This is a genomic window from Photorhabdus hindustanensis, from assembly GCF_002968995.1.
Lineage (GTDB): Bacteria > Pseudomonadota > Gammaproteobacteria > Enterobacterales > Enterobacteriaceae > Photorhabdus > Photorhabdus akhurstii.
On the sequence record NZ_PUWT01000060.1, the window covers coordinates 75496 to 93348 of the forward strand.

Consider the following 17853-nt stretch of genomic DNA (forward strand, 5'->3'; position numbering starts at 1 on the left):
GCGGGTAATACCGCCCTTCATCATTGGAGGCTACTTTTTAGCCTCAGCTCTAAGCTCAGTCACATTCTTACCGCCGATGCCCCAATTATCCGTATCGACTTCATCAATAATGACAAAAGTTGTCGCCGGATTTTTTCCTAATACATCGACCAGTAACTGAGTGGCCCCTTCAATTAATTGCTTCTTTTGTTCTGCTGTAGCACCTTCACGAGTAATTCTGATATTAACAAACGGCATAAACAGCTCCTTTTCATCGGTTATTATTGGCAGATCGCTCTGCCAGGGCACATTTATTCGGTATTTTTGTAATTATCATCCGCAGTAGCTATCCAGGCAGCGCAGAATAACGTTAAGCGGGCAAAAAGATAGAAAAATGTCATCAAGCCGATAACAGAACCAAATGCGGCCCCAGAAGGGGAATTGGCGAGGCGTGGTAACGTCATGGTCATAATATATTTGAGCACTTCAAAACCTATTGCTGCCATCAATGTTCCTTTTAATAGTGCCTTGCGTTCTGGCTGGTGGCGAGGCAACACCCAGAATAGCCATAGGAAAAGCAAATAATTGGCTGAAATAGAAATAGCTAATCCAATCAAGAACCAGGACGGACGCAGCCATTCAATGCCATCTAACCCTAACATCTTGACAATGGTTGCTTGGGCGGAGCCTGCGATAGAGGTCAGTGATAGCGTGATGACCAGCGCTAATAATAGCCCAATCAGAGAAATAGAATCACGAAGATATTTAAAATAGATTTTCTCATTATCTTCCTGATTTCTCACCCAGACAGGATGGAACTGGGCAAGAATGGCCTGACGTAAATTACTGACCCAATTCACACCGGAATACAGCGCAATTGCCAAACCGGTTAATCCCACGGTAGTACGTTGTTTAATTGCTGTATCGACACTATTTTTCAACGTATTGGCAAGAGTCGGATCGCTAATACTGTTGGCGATACCATTAATCAGTTTTGCCAATAAATCAGGATTAGATGCCAGAATAAAACCGGCAATGGCAAAAGAGAGCATCAGAATGGGAATAAGTGATAAGAAGGAAAAATACGTTATTGCGGCGCCAAACTGATTACCCATCCGATCATTAAAACGCAGCGTTGCCCGGATAAAGTGGGCAATAATGGGAATGCTGTGGATATAATTTCCTACTCTGACCGTCAGGGAAATCGCTTTTTTACCGTGATGAATGCCTTTTTCCAAAGGTGTTCTGGATAACCTTTTCGGCTGATGTTGGGCTGTTTCCTGTTTTTCTGTACGCTTTGGCATGTATAGCCTCAAATAGTTACCTTGCTTGAATATGAGTAATCTCATCATGCCATATTTCTACGAGATGATTCCGTTGTCAAATCCAGGTCACTTGTTAAAGTGATAGGCCACTAGCCTAACGGGGAGAGATTTTTCAGACGATAGTCACGGATAAAATTTAATCTTCCATTGATTAATGTTGTAGATATAATATTAACCAATGAAACAATAACTTAGGAGGTAATTGGTATGGCCGTATACTTGGATAGCAGTAATAGTATGTGTGGCAGGGATGCTTTTAAAATTCATGGTGACAACAGGAAACATCCTGGAACAGGTTCTGACGGTTGTATTGTGCTTAATTTATCCATCAGGAAACAAATATGGGTCAGTGGCGATCACGATTTAATGGTCGAATAATATTACTGTCGGTAGCTATATTATCATTTTCAATATCTGCTATTGCCGCAGGACCTGATTGTTCAGATATAAACGGATGGGCAACTCAGCTTACTGCGAATAGTTTGAATGACTTTGGTATTGATAGAAATAATATCGATTTCGATAAAACGCGAACATCATTAATTCTTTCTGAGAAATTAAATAAAAGTGAAGTAGCTATTATTCTACAACGTGAAATAGCTAAGGCTGAAAGGGAAAAAGTACTGAATGATAAACATGAATTTGATGATATTTATTTATCTCAGCCGATTTATAGGCAAATGTATCATGTAACATTTACCAGCAAATCTAGGGATAAACTCAGTTTCATAACAACGACTTTAGCTTCAGATGATGAATGTTCTATCGGTATAGAAAATATTTATCAAATTTCAAAGGAAATAAAAGAATATTGATGCTAACTTTATTTAAAAGCCGCTTTCATTGTGGCGGCTTATTATCTAACAATTCAAAGTATAAAGTGTACTTGTATTGAACTGATATCCCCTATTCATGCATAGTGAGTACTCTCTGATTAAACATTCTCATGATTAGGTATATTGATATGCTGATAATCATCAATAAAAACACTTTTAATGAAAAATTATATCTAATAATGCTAGATAAATATGAGATTGATATCCACATTAATATTGAAAAAGTAATTAATGTAATTGAAATTAATACTTTACGTGAGGTTTTTATCTTTTCGTTAGAGTAATTAATATCCTCTGGTTGATATCCGATTATCAATATATTGAATTCTCTGCTCGTCTTAACAGACATACTTATTAACGTAGTGACTAGCATTATTGCCATAGCGTAATCCACATATATAAGTAATGGATTATTGAACTTAAATACGATCATAGAAATAACATATGCAGTAAATATATTTGAACAAATAGTTTCCTTCCTAAATATTCCCTTTATTCTAATCTGTGACTTATAGTAGTTCTTCTGTTCTAAATTTTGCTTGTAAATTCTAAACATAATTATATTTCCAATTTATTTATTAATTTTTTGATATTATGAAAAAGCATTAATATTGTCAATTGGAACTATTGAAATAGAGAACAATAAAAAGATCCCTCATTTGAAGGATCTTTTATAAAAGAACAAATTAATCAGATTTACGATTAATTATTTCGCCGTTAGTGGTACTACTTTCGGTTTCATTACTATAAGTTTTCACCAAAGGTATTTTGCCGGACAATACACCTTCCTGAACTGCCTTAACAATTCCGCTAACAGAATCAGGTAATGCAACATTGCCGCCTTTACTATTGTCATAGCCGGTAACAGATTGTTGCTCCACATTTTGGGTATTAAGAATGACATTGCCTTTCTCGCTACCAATCTGTCCGCCAATTAGATGAGTATTTCCTGTTACATCTAAATCAACCCCTTGATTACCGGAAATAGCCGATTGTTCGACGACATTTTCTCGATCTTTAATATCGACATTGCTTTTAAGTTTACCTGTAACCCCATTAATACCTTTAATATTATTAAGACTATCAAACGCAGAGGTTAATCTTTCCTGCCATCCTTTTGGTTGTGGCTCTTCGGCTGGGTTTTTAGCTGGATCATCTTTCAATACCTCATCTTTCGACACATCATCTTTAGATGAATCATCCTTAGTTGCCTCGTCTTTAGGAATATCGTCACTTTTTACTTTGGATTCTTTGGTGTAATTAATGCCAGCATCAACATCGACATTTAACCCATGTTCAGTATCTTTACGGCTTTCAACTCGTAGATCGCCACCAATATTGCCTTTTACCTGATCAGCCTCTATCCGTGCTCCGGCAACTGTCGTATCACCGCCGCTATTGATCACGACATTTTCACCTTTGATATGGCTATTGCGTTGGGTTGTTGCTTGCAGACGATCAATACCTGCTTTGACTTCCCCGCCGAAGTTCTGTTTTGTGGTCGTGGTTGTAGTGTCATCTTCCGCTTTCTTGATTGAACTTGCATTACCTCCATTGCCTTTCAGGTTAAATTCCCAACCATCGTTATTAATGCGATCCTGAGCAGATACCAGTTCAACATTACCTTGTTTAGCATTCAGGTCGATTTGTTTACCGGTCACTTCAGCGCCTTTCAACGTCAGGTTATTGCCTGCATTTAGATTGATGCCTTGTTTACCGCCAATCTCACTGACCTGAGCTGTGGTACTATTCTTGCCATCGGTGTTGTAACCGCCGCCAAGACCGAGATGAACATTCTTGCCCTCTGGCGAGTTCCCCCCTTTAGCTGATGCTTCGCCGTTATAACCGGTTGCTGTTTTCGTTATGCTATTGGTGGCGTTATCAAAACGGATATCACCTTTAGCATTGATATTGGCTTTGCCGGCGCCAGCATTCAGAGATGTGCCTTGATATTCAGCATCCCTTTCGACGCGGATATTAATGTCATCCGCTGCGGTAATCCGGCTGGTTACTGCTTCGGTTGTCACAGTATGGCTGCTTTGTGTGCCGCCTTTGCCTTTACCATTACCGGAAATATCTTCACCGGTGGTGGTGTAAACACGTAAGTCAGCATTGCCGCGGGTTTCACTGTGGCTGCTTTGGTGGTGATTCTGTGCTGCTTCACTGTTATGGCTACCGGCAGTCAGTGTAACGTTACCCTTATCAGCACGATATTGAGTACCTTGGTCATTTAGCTCGCCGTTGGTTTTAATGACGATATCGCTAGCCTGAACAGAAGTTACAACCGCTTCGGATTTTTTGTTCACGGTTACGATGCTACTGCCGTTAGCGGCAATATCTGCCCCGAAATTGGGTATGCCTTTTTTGGTTAAAGTGCCATCCAGTGCAGATTTAGCGGGTTCTTTGACCACTTTCTCCATTGGGCGAGTGACCGCGCTATAATCGACATTGACACCAATATCTGTGCCAACTTGTAGTTTGTGGTTGGTATTTGATGTCGTATTCGATACGGCCAGATTGCTGACTTTGCCTGCCTCAGCGGTATAGGTGCCATTGACTTTATGCTTCGTCCCTTCCTGAACCAATTCACCGTTGGTTTTAATATTCAAATTACCTGCGATTTGAGAACCGGAAACAACGGCAGTCGTACTGGTATGATTATTGTTGTTACCTTCATAACTACCATGAATACCGGAACCGACTTTATCGATTCCTCCGGTAAGATAGGCGCCAACGTACTTTTTACTCTGAGATTTCTCTTCGGATTTTTTATTATCCGCGGCTAACAGATGAACATTCGCACCGGTGATCTTAGCATCACCTGTAGTCGTCACCAGATTGGAACCACGCAGGGTGACATCTTTATCAGCATCGAGAGTGATGCTACCTCCACTTAACGTGGAAGCTTGCTGTGTTATCGTCTGATTTTTTTGACTGTTACTGGTATGTTCAATACCTACTCCGGCACGATACTGTTTGTCCCCCTTTAGTTGGAAGTGGATTTGTGGCTCCAGAGAGGTGCTTTGTTTATCAACCTGTTTCTGTTCGCCATAAGAGAGCACGTTGATATTACCGGATGTGTTCAGGTTAAGCGCACCGCTACTTCGCACCTGACTGCCAATAATATTGATATCTTCATCACTGAGTAATTTGAGATCCGCTTCAGAAACCAACTCGCTGCCATGAGATTTCTGTTGCTGGCTATTGGTTCTTTTTGAACTATTAGTGATGTTGAGTACGGTGCCTGTTCGCTCATCAACTTTCTGGTCGATATAACTGACCGCATTGTCGATGGTTAATTTACCACTATTAGCATTTACAAAAGCACCTTGGGTCGCTTTCACTTTGCTGCCGGTAATGGCGATACCCTCATAGCCTGACAGCAATAAACGTCCATTCGCCGTTAATTCAGATGCATGGCTGGTTTCTTTCAACTCACTATTGTCTTTATTCCCACCGCCGCCGATACCTCCCCAGTATCTCTTATCATCATATACAGCACCGCTGTTAGCCGTTTTCTGAACATCGATTTGCAGTTGTTTACCGGCTTCCAGAGTTAGATTTTGACCTGCGTGGACTTTCGCTCCAAAAATCTCGACTTGATTTCCTGCTTTAATATCAAGATGACTACCTGCTTGTAATTCACTGGCAATCAAGCGCTCGGTCTGTTTACTCTCTTCCCAACTTCCGGTCTGCAATTTAGCCGTGTGATTTTTTTTTATAACCTTTTTCTGATGATGTTTCTATTTCAGTTAAACCGGCAATCAGGACATCTTTTTTCGCTGTAATGGCCAGCTTATCGTTGGCATTTATTTGGCTGCCACGGATCTTAACATCGCCTTCAACAGCATTTAAATTCACATTCTGCCGGGCGGTTATCGTATTCCCTGCCTGATGCAGTTTTTCACTTTCCTTAGTCACCTCATGGCGCCGGGAATAACTCCATTGGTTATCAATATTTTTAGTGGATTGCTTTAACTGCTGCCCATCTAAAGTCAGATTAGCACCACTCAGATTAACATCATCACCCACGATATCAGTGGCTGTAATTCGGTTATTACTGTTGGCGACCAATGAGATATTTTTGCCTTCAAGTTTAGTACGGGCAAGTGACTGGCTACTTTTACTATTATTGACATAAGAACCGCTGAAATAGCTTTGGTAATTATTGCTGCCATCACGGCTATATGCTGATTCGCTGACTTTACCTTTTACTTCAATATTATTACCTGTGAGCGCAACATTTCCGCCTTGCAGGTGTGCCGCTTCTAAATTGAGATTACCGTGGGAATTAACCGTAATCTCATCACTGGCAGTGAGAGAACCTTGCAAATTAACTCCACTGCCTTTTGCCGTATTAAGTAGACGGATACGTCCGGCTTGCATACTGCCGAGATAATAGCTATCCAGCACACCTGTTAACTCTTGTTGAGAATCAATGACTTCCCCTGTGGCTGAGGTTTTATTTTCGCCACTGATCGCATTAATCTCTTTTTGAGCGGTGACTGAGCCTCGGTTATCAATTTTCGGTGCGATAAGATCAAGGATCGCATTGGCGATCAAACCATCCGATTTAATTTTCAGGCTGTTCTGATTATCAAATGTACTGAAACCTTGTAAATTACCTTGTTCTACCAATGGATTACCCACCACCAGAGAAGCGCGGTTAGTATTAATAAAGCCACATCCATTACAGGTAATGCCGTTTGGGTTTGCCAGTACATAATCTGCTGCGATACCAAATACCTCCTGCTGACCTAATAACAGGGAAGGGTTCCTGCTGATAACTTCATTCAGAATCAGACTAGCGGCTTGACCATTTAAATTAGGGTTAGCGGCGAGCTGACCCGCTAATTGTGATTGCCCCTCCTTTAGCGCGTTATTTAGGACGACGCCCATCTGACCGACGTTGTAATCCAGATATTGGTTATGTGACAGCCCGGAAGAGGAGGGTGTCACGATATTCACAACTGTTGCTTTACCTTCGGTAGCGAAAATATCGGGATGGTGTGCTGGATCGCCACCACCAACGATTTCACTGGCAAAACTGGTAGAACAAGAGACAAGAATGATTGCCATAGAAGCGGCGAGCTTGCCGGTAGGGGATAACCTGAATTTTTTGTTTTTCATACATTAAGTCTCTATATATTTAGTTATATTGCTGTGTATACAGCGTTGGGTACTGCTTAAAACCATCAAAAGGTGTAAGAAAAACGGACTAGCACCTGAATGGGCTCATCAGATGCTTGGCGATTGGAAAGTAACTTTCCTCGGCTGGTTTCTATATCGAATACCATGCGCTGGTATTTCAGCGTGGCGCCGGAACTGATACCGACGCTGCTTTGCCAACCTTGTGGGCTGCGATATCCCTGAACCCGGCCGGTATCAATGCCGATACGCATTGATAATGTGCTGTTGGCGAGGGGAAATGTCCGGGACAGCGTATTTTGCAGATACCAGCCGTTATCCCCGGATAGCGTATTTTTGCTAAATCCCCGCACTGCATTCCGATCAGTGATATTTAGCCATTCGACGCCGGGCAGACCGCGCCGGTTGTATTGTCCATAAAACAGGTTATTGAGCTGATAAGGCGAGTTGAACAGCATAAAACGCTGATGCAGATTGACCATCAACTTGCCTTTGGTGAACTGTTTATCGAGATAAGAGGTGCCGGTTTGTGCTCCAAACCAAGGTAAACCCTGTTCAACACTCAGATTGAGCGTGATTAATCCGGTTGGAATGATATATAAATGATTAACGCCGAGCTCAAAGACACTCAATGTTTGGCTACTGACGCCAATCTTGGCATCGTTGATGTAATTATTGTAATTTTTGTAAGTCAGTTGCCCGCTGACACTATTAATCTGAGATTGATTACGATAGAAGGCAAAATCAGAGCGCATGCCGATTTGCTGAGTATCACCATAAATCTTTATGGTTCTCATTTGTAAATGGGGGCGGCTGGTATATTGGGAATAACTACCAAACCCACTGAATGTCGCGGCGCCATAGGGTACTGAATAAAGCAGAGTATAAGCACGGCTATACCGGTTTGATGGGCTATCTAACGTACTACTGGCATTCAGACTGATGAAATCGGATAAACCAAATGGACTGTCAAAACTGGTATTTGTGCGGACCAGCCATTTCCCAGTGCTCTTTTGCCCATAATTATCAGTTTTAATATTCAATAACCAAGGCTTACTGCGCTGATTATGCAGTTTAATCACTGAACCGCCATTCACCGTTCCCGGTAAAATATCCAGGGTGGTTTTATTGGACTGTAGCCGGTTAGCCTGATCTAAACCTTGATCGAGTTGTGTGATATTGAGCGGTTGTTTTTCCAGACCGGGAAATAACATACGACTATTCACCCAGCGATCACCGCCTTCAATTTTCTCAATAAACCCTTCGATAAGGTTTAGCCCTAACTCTCCATCGGCATTAGGCGCAATAAACTGAATACGGGCGGTGATATAGCCTTTACTGATATAAAGGTGAGTCAGTTCGTGGCTGAGCCGGTTGATATCATGACTGCTGATACACTCCGGGGACAAAGCGCTGAGCGTACTTAAATCCCGAACCGAGAGCAGAGAAATCCCTTTAAGGTAAACACCGGTTAACGGCAGACATTGCTTAGATTCGGGCAATACCGGCGCAGGAGTTGACTCAGGAACGGTATTAGCCTGCTGCTTTAATTGCTGATATCGGCGTTGTTCTATCAGTTGATTAATTTCCCTGGAACTATCTTGCAGAGTTCTTCTCGCCTCAGTCATTGGCAGATTATCATTTATCTCTGCCGGTGAAGCGATTATCTGAAAGGAAATACAACCCAATATTAAAATAGATGTTCTTTTTATCATTCATTCACCGATAAGGATGATATTTTATTCCATAAAACATAAATATAGGGTGATAGCCTGATAGTAATGACATGCGTATTGGCTAATTTATTCGTTATTAAAACACACTCTTGGTTATATCTTGTTCTGATTAACGAGTGACGTTTCTTTTATATCTCGATTTTCTATTAGAAATTTTAATTAATTGGTTATTCAGGTCATAATGAGTTAATAAGAGCAATGATTTTATTGCTTATTAATGAATTAACTTAAATGGAATAAGTAACTGGGAATAGCCTCCAGGAAAATAGAATGATCTTGACTGGGAGGATTTTTAAAGAAAGAAAAAATTAAGTTAAACAAGTAACAATAAACTAAATTTTAATTTAACACTATTTTGCTTAAGAATTGATAATGTCGAATGTAATGATTTTTATAAGTGATTTTCGGTAGAGAAATGGCTAATAGGTGGAATATAACTCTGGATGAAAAAAGAATAATTATTGGGAGATTGTTAAATTGATAGTGGTAAATAAATTCTGCTTATCTACTAAAATTTCTATTTTATAACCGTATAGTATTCTTAAATTACATTATTATATGGATTAGATGTCAATACTCATTTTGTTCTCTCTTGTATTATAGGTGTTCTTTCCTATATACAACCGTATATTCAGTTGGTTAATTTTTCGGGAATTTCCTCTTTATAAGAAACTAATCATATTAGTTGAGATTAGCTATAGATATTTAGGTAAAATTAAATAAAAATACTGGAAAATTATTAAAATAATTTTCCAGTAGAAAATGAAAATATACAAATGATTAGTTATTAGTTACTTCAACATATGGATCATATCGATAATAACCTAGGAGTTTTTTGCCGTCATAAGCAGCAAAGAACCATGTATATTGCTCTACACCTGGTCTATGAGCTATTGCTTGGAAATAACTGTCTTGAGATTCAACAAAAATTACCTTAGGTTCATCCTCATCTGCGTTAACGCCTGAAGGGACCATTGGAACTTTTTTGCCTATAGGGTTCTGTGACCATATTTGTGATGGGACAGAGATGACATCTTGTCCTGTACTAAGCTTTTTGAATTTATACAATATAATTGTATAGTCGAAATTATTGGATACAGTTGTAGCCCTCCATCTAATATTTGCATTAATAGGAACAGTTACGCGGGCACCAGATGAACTCGCTACTTTTAATCCAAACTCTGGAGTATAATTAGCTATGTATACATGCTGACGGATAATTGTTGGATCTTTAGGGTTCAGAGAACTTTTAAGATTATTAGTGTGAAGATATTCAATTATTGAATTAATATCAATAACAAAGGTCACATCAGCTGTAACAGAGCTCCTGGTTATAGCAATGTCATCTTTACCCTGAATGACTTCATTCATTATAACACCTCTTTACATATTTAAACTATTTATTAGGAATCGAAAGATTATTTTGTTTACTAATTATTATTTTAATAACTTTCTTTTTATATAATTAACTATTAAAGTTGAAACAGCTACTGGTATAAATCATAGTTTATACGGGAAAATTACTCATATATTTATTAGGTGTTGTTTCATATGATTCAATATTTTAATTAATTTATTGTTGTAAAGAATAAAACATGATTTTTTAGAGTAAAATATTAAATAATTACTTATATTGACTTGAAAATAGTCTAATATTCTTCATGTGGATATAATATGTTTATATATATTGTTTTTCATGATTATTAAATTTTCAATCCTATTGATATAATTTCTCTTGTTTACGAATAATACATGGTGGCTTATCAGATTCTGCCTCTGTATAACAGTAAAGAATTATTTTCTCTATTAAGTTTAAATTCTGCTACTATAATAAATATTAGGATTCACTATCAATATTCTTAATTTTCAAGAGGACATTGAATGAATATTTATCGACCATATACCTTACCTTATAATTTTCATAAATTAGACGTAGATCCCCATTTTGTGGCTGAAATTTGTGAACTTATTAACAAAATTTCGGGGTTTAGTTTGTTCTCCCTTTTATTAAAGGCACGCTTTCCTATATCTAACCGAGAAGTGTATTTCTTTAATAATTATCATGAATCTTGGAGGGCCCTTTATATAGAAAAAAAGTATTGGATGATTGATCCCGTTCTAAATTTCCGGCCAGTGCCGCCTTCTTTTTCAAAAATATGGGATTTGGATTTCTTTTCCAAATCTAATGGACAAGAACTTTGGTATGTGAATCAAAAATATGGGTTTCGCTCTGGGATCACCTTTGGTCTTCCTGCATTTTCAGGAACTTATGGAGTATTTTCTGTTGCGGGAAAAGATGGGCCTATTGATAACGAGACAATGTATAAATGTAGTGGCGAAATTTTAGGAGTATATATTAGGATAATAAGATATTTAACATCACACACAAAGTATTTACAATCGTTCTATATCGATAACACCTCATTTTCACATAGAGAATTAGAGGTATTAAGGTATACCGCAGATGGGATGACATCAATTGAAATTGCATCAACCATTTGTGTCACTAAAAGTACAGTTGATTTTCACCTAATGAATATCGTCAAAAAACTGGATTGTAAGAATAAATTCCAGGCAATAGCTAAAGCTGCATTACTTGGCTATATATAACTAATATCAATTTGTAATTATCAGATGATTATATTTTTTATCTTATAAATTAACTCAATGATTAATCCTATTGTTCAAATGGATTATTAGGAGAATTTGAACAAAAACTGATTTTTTACCTTCGTATCTTTATTGGTACCATTGTAAATAGGAATTGGAGATATTTTCCTGACAAGATGACAATGATATCTATTCAAAATATAAAATCAGGCTCAACCAAACGCACTTTTCCTTTGGCAGAATTGTAATATTACGGTTCTGCCTGTTCTTTACTTAATATATGAACGACTTAAAGGGTAATAATGATTTTTTGAGTAGCTTCTACGTGATCCTAGCAAACTAATAATCCTTCTCTAAAATATTTATCAATAGTGAACCATTTCACCAGATAATCCGTAGTGTTATTGATTAAATAATTCCTAATAATATCAGCTGGAGTCATTATGCTCATTATGTTCGCAATTGCAATCCCGCTAGGTATGGCACGCGAAAATAAAGGTGTGGCAGCTTTTGCCGGCTTCGTAGGTTTTGCAGTATTTCATCTGGGATAAACTTTTATTTAACAACCACAAATATCCTGCCAACGACAGATTCCACGATATTGAAAGCCAATAACATCCAAAATATTCTTGGCATTCAATCCATTGATACTGGTATTTTGGGGACAGTTATAGTCGGCATTATTGTTTATCTACTTCATGAGCGTTGTAATACCATCTGATTGCCCGACGCATTGGCCTTTTTTGGCGGAGTACGTTTTGTTCCTATCATAACGACATTAATTTTAATACCTGTTGTTGTGGTGATTTGGTTTGTTACCTATTACATTATTTTCCGATTTGCTATCATCCGATTTAATATCAAAACACCAGAACGCGAAATTGACAATAATCACAAAGTGAATAGACCTCCAGCGGTTACGAATAAATCGGATTATGATATTCCGGCAATGCTTGCTGCTTTAGGGGGTAAAGATAATATCGTTTCACTGGATAATTGCATTACTCGTCTACGTTTATCTGTTAAAAACATATCCTTGGTTGATAATGAACAATTGAAGAACTTACGGATACTGGGGATTATTTACCTCAATCAACATAACTTACAAATCGTTATCGGGCCGCAAGTACAATCAGTAAAAGATGAACTTGATGTATTAATTTAAGGAAGAAAACAATGTTTGACTTTGACACCTCGGTTAATCGCCGTGGTACTTGGTGTACCCAATGGGACTATGTTGGAGATCGTTTTGGTGTTGATGATCTTCTCCCTTTTACCATCTCTGATATGGATTTTGCTACCGCTCCCTGTGTGATTCAGGTGTTGCAGAAACGCCTGAATCATGGCGTGTTCGGTTACAGTCGTTGGCAACATGAAGAATTTCTTGGTGCTATTCGTCATTGGTACCAGCAACGTTTTAATTGCGAAATTAATACAAATTGGGCGGTTTATGGTCCTTCTGTAATTTACATGGTGTCGCAATTAATCCGTATTTGGTCTAAACCTGGTGAAAATATCGTTGTTCACACCCCTGCTTATGATGGTTTTTATAAAGTTATTCAGGGGAACAAGCGGCGGTTGCTTCCTTGCTCACTTGAGAAACAAGGCAATAACTGGGTGTGCGATATGAATCAACTTGAAACTTTGCTATCCCAACCAGAAACCAAAATATTATTACTGTGCAACCCACACAACCCAACAGGCAAAGCCTGGAGTCACTCTGAACTTAAAACGATGTCTGAGCTGTGTGAGCGTTATAATGTTAACGTCATCAGCGATGAAATTCATATGGACATGACTTTGAGAGACACAAAACATATTCCCTGGAGTGAAGTTGCCACGACGCATTGGGCATTAATAACCTCTGCATCCAAATCATTTAACCTTCCTGCCCTTACGGGTGCTTATGGTTTTATTAATGATGATCATAGCCGTGCGGCATATACTCATCAACTAACGCAGAGTGATGGATTATCTTCTCCTGCTATTTTAGCGATATCAGCCTATATTACAGCTTACCGGGAGGGACATATCTGGCTTGATGAACTGCGCAATTACTTGAGTGATAACTTGAATTATGTGGCACAGGAACTGAATGCTGCATTTCCACAATTGAACTGGCAGCCACCACAGGCAACTTATTTGGCTTGGATAGACCTGCGTAATCTGAATATTGATGATGATAAATTGCAGCAGATACTTATCCATGAAGAGAAAATTGCCATTATGCCGGGTAAAATTTATGGTGAAGCTGGTAAGGGATTTCTTCGTTTTAATACAGGATGCCCCTGTAGTAAAGTTGAATTGGGAATTCAAAAATTGATCTCAGCATTGAGAAAACTTTGCTGAAAATAGTTAATACTGGCAGATAAACTATTGCCATTATATTTTCAGTCAGCCGATAATTTAATGAGAACCGGGACAGTTAGCTACACCGACGATATATCTTAAAGGGAAGAGCATGAGATGACGATAGCGATTGAACATGTGCAGGACATTCAATTAACCCACATTGAAGCGTTGGCTCAACTGGTAACTGGTTAGAGATACGCGCCTGCGCCGTGAATGACAAGGAAGTGTATTAGATTAAGGATGCGATCGGTAAGGCTCCAGTTGGCCCTAGTATTGTGGGTATGCGCCACGGTAGATCAATAAGAACATCGGAAGATCTGGTGATTGTGAACTGCCTCTCTAAATCTAGTCATTAAATGTTGAATCTAGTTTTTGAGGTAGTTCATCTATAATTTTATTAACTATTCTTCAAAAGAATAGGATTGAAAATAACTCATGTCTTTTTATCTTTTTTTTATACTGCACGACATAATTCCTTTTTTGAATATAGACAATATGGCTTCTAATTTAGCGTTCTGATTAAAAGAAAATAAATATCGATAAATGTTTATCATATTTAACATGTTATTACATTCGTCATTTACTTTATTTAGAAAGTTATCGTGTTCTATGTTATTAACTAACCCTTGTTTCTTTCTTATAAGATATGGTTTTCTTTTATCTCATATTTTCTTTAAATAAGATTCTAAAATAGTGCTACATCTTATACTACTCATAATTCCATATATAACAATGGGTTGAAGAAAGTCATATGTGGCAGAATTATGAAACGCTATTTAACTTGATCCTGAATAGATATTTTTACTCTGTCAAGGATATCCTTTTCTGCTTTTTATAATCCTCATGAAGATAAAACTCAGATACCCGATCAGAGAAAAATCACGCCAAACCATGTAGTTACTTGGTATTTCTTGATCGAAAAGAAGCTTTAATGCCCTATCTTTATTATCAATAATTTCATATTTATTAAATTCTTCAATAGAACCGCTTGGATTTAATAATATTGCCATTCTCCATATCTTTTTTAGCTATATTTTGGATGTTAGCTACTTGTTTCGATATGGTATTAATTGATTGATGTAGATTTATTTTATCCAGAACATTGCATCAGTATATCCGTGATTACCTTGATGCCTTGCCATTGCACTAACCAGTCGGCGTCGGCGTGGCATGGGCATTCACCACGGTAAGAAAGAAGTCAGCCGGAAGTGATTCCGGCTTTTTGCTGTTTCAGAGAAAAAACAGAATAAAATAGCTAAAATATAGCTTATGTATATATTTGCCATTAATCTTATATTTTTCTGTATTATTCCTTTGTTTATCTTCTTATTTATTTTATATTTTTGTGATTTTAAATTATATATTTAATATATAAGACCAACCCTGAAAGATATTTATTTTAAGTATAAAAATAACAAAGCCTGAAATATCACGGGGATCTTTTCGGCTTTTTCACAATTATTTATCTACTATATCAACTAGTTTTTAATATCATTGGATTAAAAGCCACTATCTTTTTATCCTTAGTCATTCCGCATGGATAAAGCCCTTCTTTATATATTTCGAACATTTTTTCTAATAACGATTTCTTCTGATAACCTAGTATGTACCTTTGAATAGATAACATTTTTAGTTGATAATAGACCTCATCTAAAATTTCAAAATAAAAATCATCGTATTCTGTATTTGTTTTTTTTTATTTTAGATTTTCTATAAATTAATGTCTTTTCCTCTTGTAAGTCACTGTATTCTTCGTCAATATCTTCTAAATAATCTTCAGCTTCAGAATAGTTATCTTCTAAAGAAAATTCACCAACGCTATTTTCTATAAGATCTTGCCAGACTAAATATCCATCTGGCAAATCTTGACTTAATGACAATCTGAGGGATTTGTTTTTATCTTCCAATAGGATAATATCAGAAGGTGCTTTTACTCCCCCTGACAAAAGATTATCTGAAAATAAAAAACTCATTGGTTCAGTTATAAACTTCTTATTTTCGATTTTCATTATTATACCCCTAAAATTTTATTCCACATTTCTAAAGCACGTTGATTGCCTATTTGGGCTTTTCCTTTCGATATATCTTTAGCTCTTATTGGTGTTCCATTCATCATTCCTTTCTTAGCTAAATTTTGTATATCAGCAACTTGTTTCGATATCTCATTAACAGACTGATTTAAGTCTATTTTGTCTAGTGCATTTTTAATAGCCCTGGAGTAACCATTGTGATTACCTTGATGCATTGCCATTGCACTAACTCCATCATCGACTTCTCTTAGAAAAATTCCATTTGTCGAATTATCGATATCATACTTGATTTTTTTCAAGGCAGGATGGTTAGCATATTGTTTGGGAATAACGTGATGAGCTTGATAACCACTCCACTTAGTTGAACGCGGTAACCCCATATCTTCCATCATGTTTTTACCCAGTTTGGTTGAACACCCTGCCAACCCGAATGGGTCAATCCAACCCGTCGGATTATGCACGTAACTGTAAGGATTTATTCCTCCTGCTAACCCCAAAGGATCAGGGCTGAGGTAGCACGTTGCCGTCCCACAGGTGAAGCGGCTGAACTGGGCGGAGATACGGGCCTGTGCCGTGAATGACGAAGAAGCGTATCAGATCAAAGATGCGATCTCTAAGCTCCAATCTGCTCTAGCGTACAGTGGGTATGCGCCACGGTAGATCATAAGAAGGCCGGAAGATCTCGAAAGATCTTTCCGGCTTTATTAATACAACTTGCCTATCTAACAACTGAGTATAAATGATATTGCCTTTTGCTTTTCTGGATTATTATCTAAAAAGCGATAAAGATATTCTTTAACTTCTTCTTTATTTGGAGAATTAGTTAATATATTCTTATATATATCTATATGCTTTTCAGAATTTGTTATCCTATAGTGAATTATATCAAGCCAATCTAAAGCCTTTTTTTGTAATACTTCATTGAATCCGATAATAGTAGAAACATAATCTATAGCTTCAAAAGACTCCGCCATTCCCATAATTTCTTTCATCATGTCAGTATATTCACTTTCGTCATCCAAATAATTTAAAATTATTGGTAAATATTTCTTATCTTTTGACTCGGCCATTTTTTGTAACGTATTAGAAAATATACGAATACTTTCAGGGGAGTCCATGCTTGATGATTTTTCAAGATCTTCGATTAAATTCATTTTATCCTCTATTTTCTTGGACACTTAGATGGTTTTTTAAATACATCGGGGAATGTTTCTTTATTCAGCCTGATAGTCTCCCTTAAACCTTGTTTAATTTCTTTAGTATATAATCCTTGATCTTTATATATTTTTCTAGCATCCATGATATCTTTGGCTAATGTTTCTCTTGGTGTTTCATGAAGGAAAGGTCTTCTTGCGTAAGATCTGGTTAATGGATGCCTTCCTTTATTAGATGGATATTTATGTTCCATTTGCATTGCAATGGATTTACTTTTAGAAATTCCAAACTTCTTCTTCATATATTCAGCTGAAGGCATGTGATGACCAGTTAAATCATCGCCGGGAGTACCGGGTAATTTTCCATAAGGCCCCACACCACCTTCCCCAGGAAGTAATGCATTCAACCCGAATGGGTCGATCCAACCCGTCGGATTATGCACGTAACTGTAAGGATTTACTCCTCCTGCTAACCCCAAAGGGTCAGGGCTGAGATAGCACGCCGCTTCCGGCAAATAATACCTGAACCGGTTATAAAATAAACCACTTTCCTCATCAAAAAGTTGCCCGGCAAATCTCAGGTCCGGATCGAGCTGGGGATTCTCGCCGTGTCCGCTCAGACGCAGGCCGTATAGCGACTGCTTCGGCCGCCGCCACACCCGCTTGCCCTCCGGGTCGAACAG

The 17853-nt window shown here is 37.8% G+C and carries 15 protein-coding genes and 2 pseudogenes; 6 read left to right on the forward strand and 11 right to left on the reverse strand.

Going from position 1 to position 17853, the window contains the following annotated elements; translation table 11 throughout:
* Positions 1–30: 30 nt before the first annotated feature.
* Positions 31–237 (reverse strand): 2-hydroxymuconate tautomerase family protein, encoded by a 207-nt coding sequence (locus tag C6H66_RS20200; RefSeq protein ID WP_046395265.1) that lies wholly within the window; start codon positions 235–237, stop codon positions 31–33.
* A gap of 53 nt (positions 238–290) precedes the next feature.
* The gene (gene yhjD / locus C6H66_RS20205) at positions 291–1283 is read right to left on the reverse strand and encodes an inner membrane protein YhjD (protein ID WP_105396523.1); all 993 of its coding nucleotides are present in this window, start codon (positions 1281–1283) and stop codon (positions 291–293) included.
* 228 nt (positions 1284–1511) lie between these two features.
* Here yhjD and C6H66_RS25710 point away from each other — a divergent pair, with 228 nt between their 5' ends.
* A complete protein-coding gene (locus C6H66_RS25710; RefSeq protein WP_146111083.1) occupies positions 1512–1682 on the forward strand; it encodes a DUF2778 domain-containing protein in 171 nt (56 codons plus the stop codon).
* A complete protein-coding gene (locus C6H66_RS20210) occupies positions 1646–2119 on the forward strand; it encodes a hypothetical protein (RefSeq protein ID WP_046395263.1) in 474 nt (157 codons plus the stop codon). The genes C6H66_RS25710 and C6H66_RS20210 overlap by 37 nt, the downstream gene beginning before the upstream one ends.
* A gap of 707 nt (positions 2120–2826) precedes the next feature.
* Here the strand turns inward: C6H66_RS20210 and C6H66_RS20220 are convergent.
* From C6H66_RS20220 to C6H66_RS20230, 4 genes are all read right to left on the reverse strand, one after another.
* Positions 2827–5838: a hemagglutinin repeat-containing protein gene (locus tag C6H66_RS20220; RefSeq protein ID WP_248000752.1), complete on the reverse strand. Its 3012-nt coding sequence runs from the start codon at positions 5836–5838 to the stop codon at positions 2827–2829.
* 1 nt (position 5839) lies between these two features.
* A complete protein-coding gene (locus tag C6H66_RS27010; protein ID WP_248000753.1) occupies positions 5840–7270 on the reverse strand; it encodes a two-partner secretion domain-containing protein in 1431 nt (476 codons plus the stop codon).
* 65 nt (positions 7271–7335) lie between these two features.
* Positions 7336–9003, reverse strand: a complete 1668-nt coding sequence (locus C6H66_RS20225; RefSeq protein ID WP_046395260.1) for a ShlB/FhaC/HecB family hemolysin secretion/activation protein — start codon at positions 9001–9003, stop codon at positions 7336–7338.
* Positions 9004–9804: 801 nt separating this feature from the next.
* The gene (locus tag C6H66_RS20230; protein WP_046395259.1) at positions 9805–10395 is read right to left on the reverse strand and encodes an inclusion body family protein; all 591 of its coding nucleotides are present in this window, start codon (positions 10393–10395) and stop codon (positions 9805–9807) included.
* A gap of 510 nt (positions 10396–10905) precedes the next feature.
* Between C6H66_RS20230 and C6H66_RS20235 the strand changes: the two genes are divergently transcribed.
* The 3 genes and pseudogenes from C6H66_RS20235 (at position 10906) to C6H66_RS20245 (ending at position 13983) form a co-directional block, all read left to right on the forward strand.
* Positions 10906–11634, forward strand: a complete 729-nt coding sequence (locus tag C6H66_RS20235) for a LuxR family transcriptional regulator (protein WP_046395258.1) — start codon at positions 10906–10908, stop codon at positions 11632–11634.
* A gap of 449 nt (positions 11635–12083) precedes the next feature.
* Positions 12084–12799, forward strand: a pseudogene (locus C6H66_RS20240) (PTS transporter subunit EIIC); the annotation flags it as partial.
* A gap of 11 nt (positions 12800–12810) precedes the next feature.
* Positions 12811–13983: a MalY/PatB family protein gene (locus C6H66_RS20245; protein WP_105396525.1), complete on the forward strand. Its 1173-nt coding sequence runs from the start codon at positions 12811–12813 to the stop codon at positions 13981–13983.
* 812 nt (positions 13984–14795) lie between these two features.
* On the opposite strand, the gene C6H66_RS20250 is transcribed toward C6H66_RS20245, so the two are convergent.
* The 3 genes and pseudogenes from C6H66_RS20250 to C6H66_RS20260 all read right to left on the reverse strand — a co-directional run.
* The gene (locus C6H66_RS20250; RefSeq protein ID WP_072165620.1) at positions 14796–14996 is read right to left on the reverse strand and encodes a hypothetical protein; all 201 of its coding nucleotides are present in this window, start codon (positions 14994–14996) and stop codon (positions 14796–14798) included.
* Positions 14997–15656: 660 nt separating this feature from the next.
* Positions 15657–15995 carry a hypothetical protein gene (locus C6H66_RS20255; protein WP_105396526.1) on the reverse strand — a complete coding sequence of 113 codons (339 nt, stop codon included), beginning with the start codon at positions 15993–15995 and terminating at the stop codon, positions 15657–15659.
* A 2-nt stretch (positions 15996–15997) separates the two neighbouring features.
* Positions 15998–16531 (reverse strand): annotated as a pseudogene (locus C6H66_RS20260) (AHH domain-containing protein); the annotation flags it as partial.
* 19 nt (positions 16532–16550) lie between these two features.
* On the opposite strand from C6H66_RS20260, the gene C6H66_RS27750 reads away from it, so the two are divergent.
* A complete protein-coding gene (locus C6H66_RS27750) occupies positions 16551–16676 on the forward strand; it encodes a DUF7706 family protein (protein WP_422615625.1) in 126 nt (41 codons plus the stop codon).
* Positions 16677–16738: 62 nt separating this feature from the next.
* Here C6H66_RS27750 and C6H66_RS20265 read toward each other — a convergent pair whose 3' ends face one another.
* Positions 16739–17170: an Imm30 family immunity protein gene (locus tag C6H66_RS20265; protein WP_105396528.1), complete on the reverse strand. Its 432-nt coding sequence runs from the start codon at positions 17168–17170 to the stop codon at positions 16739–16741.
* An 8-nt stretch (positions 17171–17178) separates the two neighbouring features.
* A partial coding sequence (locus C6H66_RS27020) for an RHS repeat domain-containing protein (protein WP_181150250.1) occupies positions 17179–17853 on the reverse strand: 675 nt, incomplete at its 5' end.

What these genes read in the sequence shown, in the direction of transcription:
- C6H66_RS20200 (WP_046395265.1), bottom strand. Translation starts at nt 237, where the DNA reads ATGCCGTTTGTTAATATCAGAATTACTCGTGAAGGTGCTACAGCAGAA.
- yhjD (WP_105396523.1), bottom strand. Translation starts at nt 1,283, where the DNA reads ATGCCAAAGCGTACAGAAAAACAGGAAACAGCCCAACATCAGCCGAAA.
- C6H66_RS25710 (WP_146111083.1), top strand. Translation starts at nt 1,512, where the DNA reads ATGGCCGTATACTTGGATAGCAGTAATAGTATGTGTGGCAGGGATGCT.
- C6H66_RS20210 (WP_046395263.1), top strand. Translation starts at nt 1,646, where the DNA reads ATGGGTCAGTGGCGATCACGATTTAATGGTCGAATAATATTACTGTCG.
- C6H66_RS27010 (WP_248000753.1), bottom strand. Translation starts at nt 7,270, where the DNA reads ATGAAAAACAAAAAATTCAGGTTATCCCCTACCGGCAAGCTCGCCGCT.
- C6H66_RS20225 (WP_046395260.1), bottom strand. Translation starts at nt 9,003, where the DNA reads ATGATAAAAAGAACATCTATTTTAATATTGGGTTGTATTTCCTTTCAG.
- C6H66_RS20230 (WP_046395259.1), bottom strand. Translation starts at nt 10,395, where the DNA reads ATGAATGAAGTCATTCAGGGTAAAGATGACATTGCTATAACCAGGAGC.
- C6H66_RS20235 (WP_046395258.1), top strand. Translation starts at nt 10,906, where the DNA reads ATGAATATTTATCGACCATATACCTTACCTTATAATTTTCATAAATTA.
- C6H66_RS20245 (WP_105396525.1), top strand. Translation starts at nt 12,811, where the DNA reads ATGTTTGACTTTGACACCTCGGTTAATCGCCGTGGTACTTGGTGTACC.
- C6H66_RS20250 (WP_072165620.1), bottom strand. Translation starts at nt 14,996, where the DNA reads ATGGCAATATTATTAAATCCAAGCGGTTCTATTGAAGAATTTAATAAA.
- C6H66_RS20255 (WP_105396526.1), bottom strand. Translation starts at nt 15,995, where the DNA reads ATGAAAATCGAAAATAAGAAGTTTATAACTGAACCAATGAGTTTTTTA.
- C6H66_RS20265 (WP_105396528.1), bottom strand. Translation starts at nt 17,170, where the DNA reads ATGAATTTAATCGAAGATCTTGAAAAATCATCAAGCATGGACTCCCCT.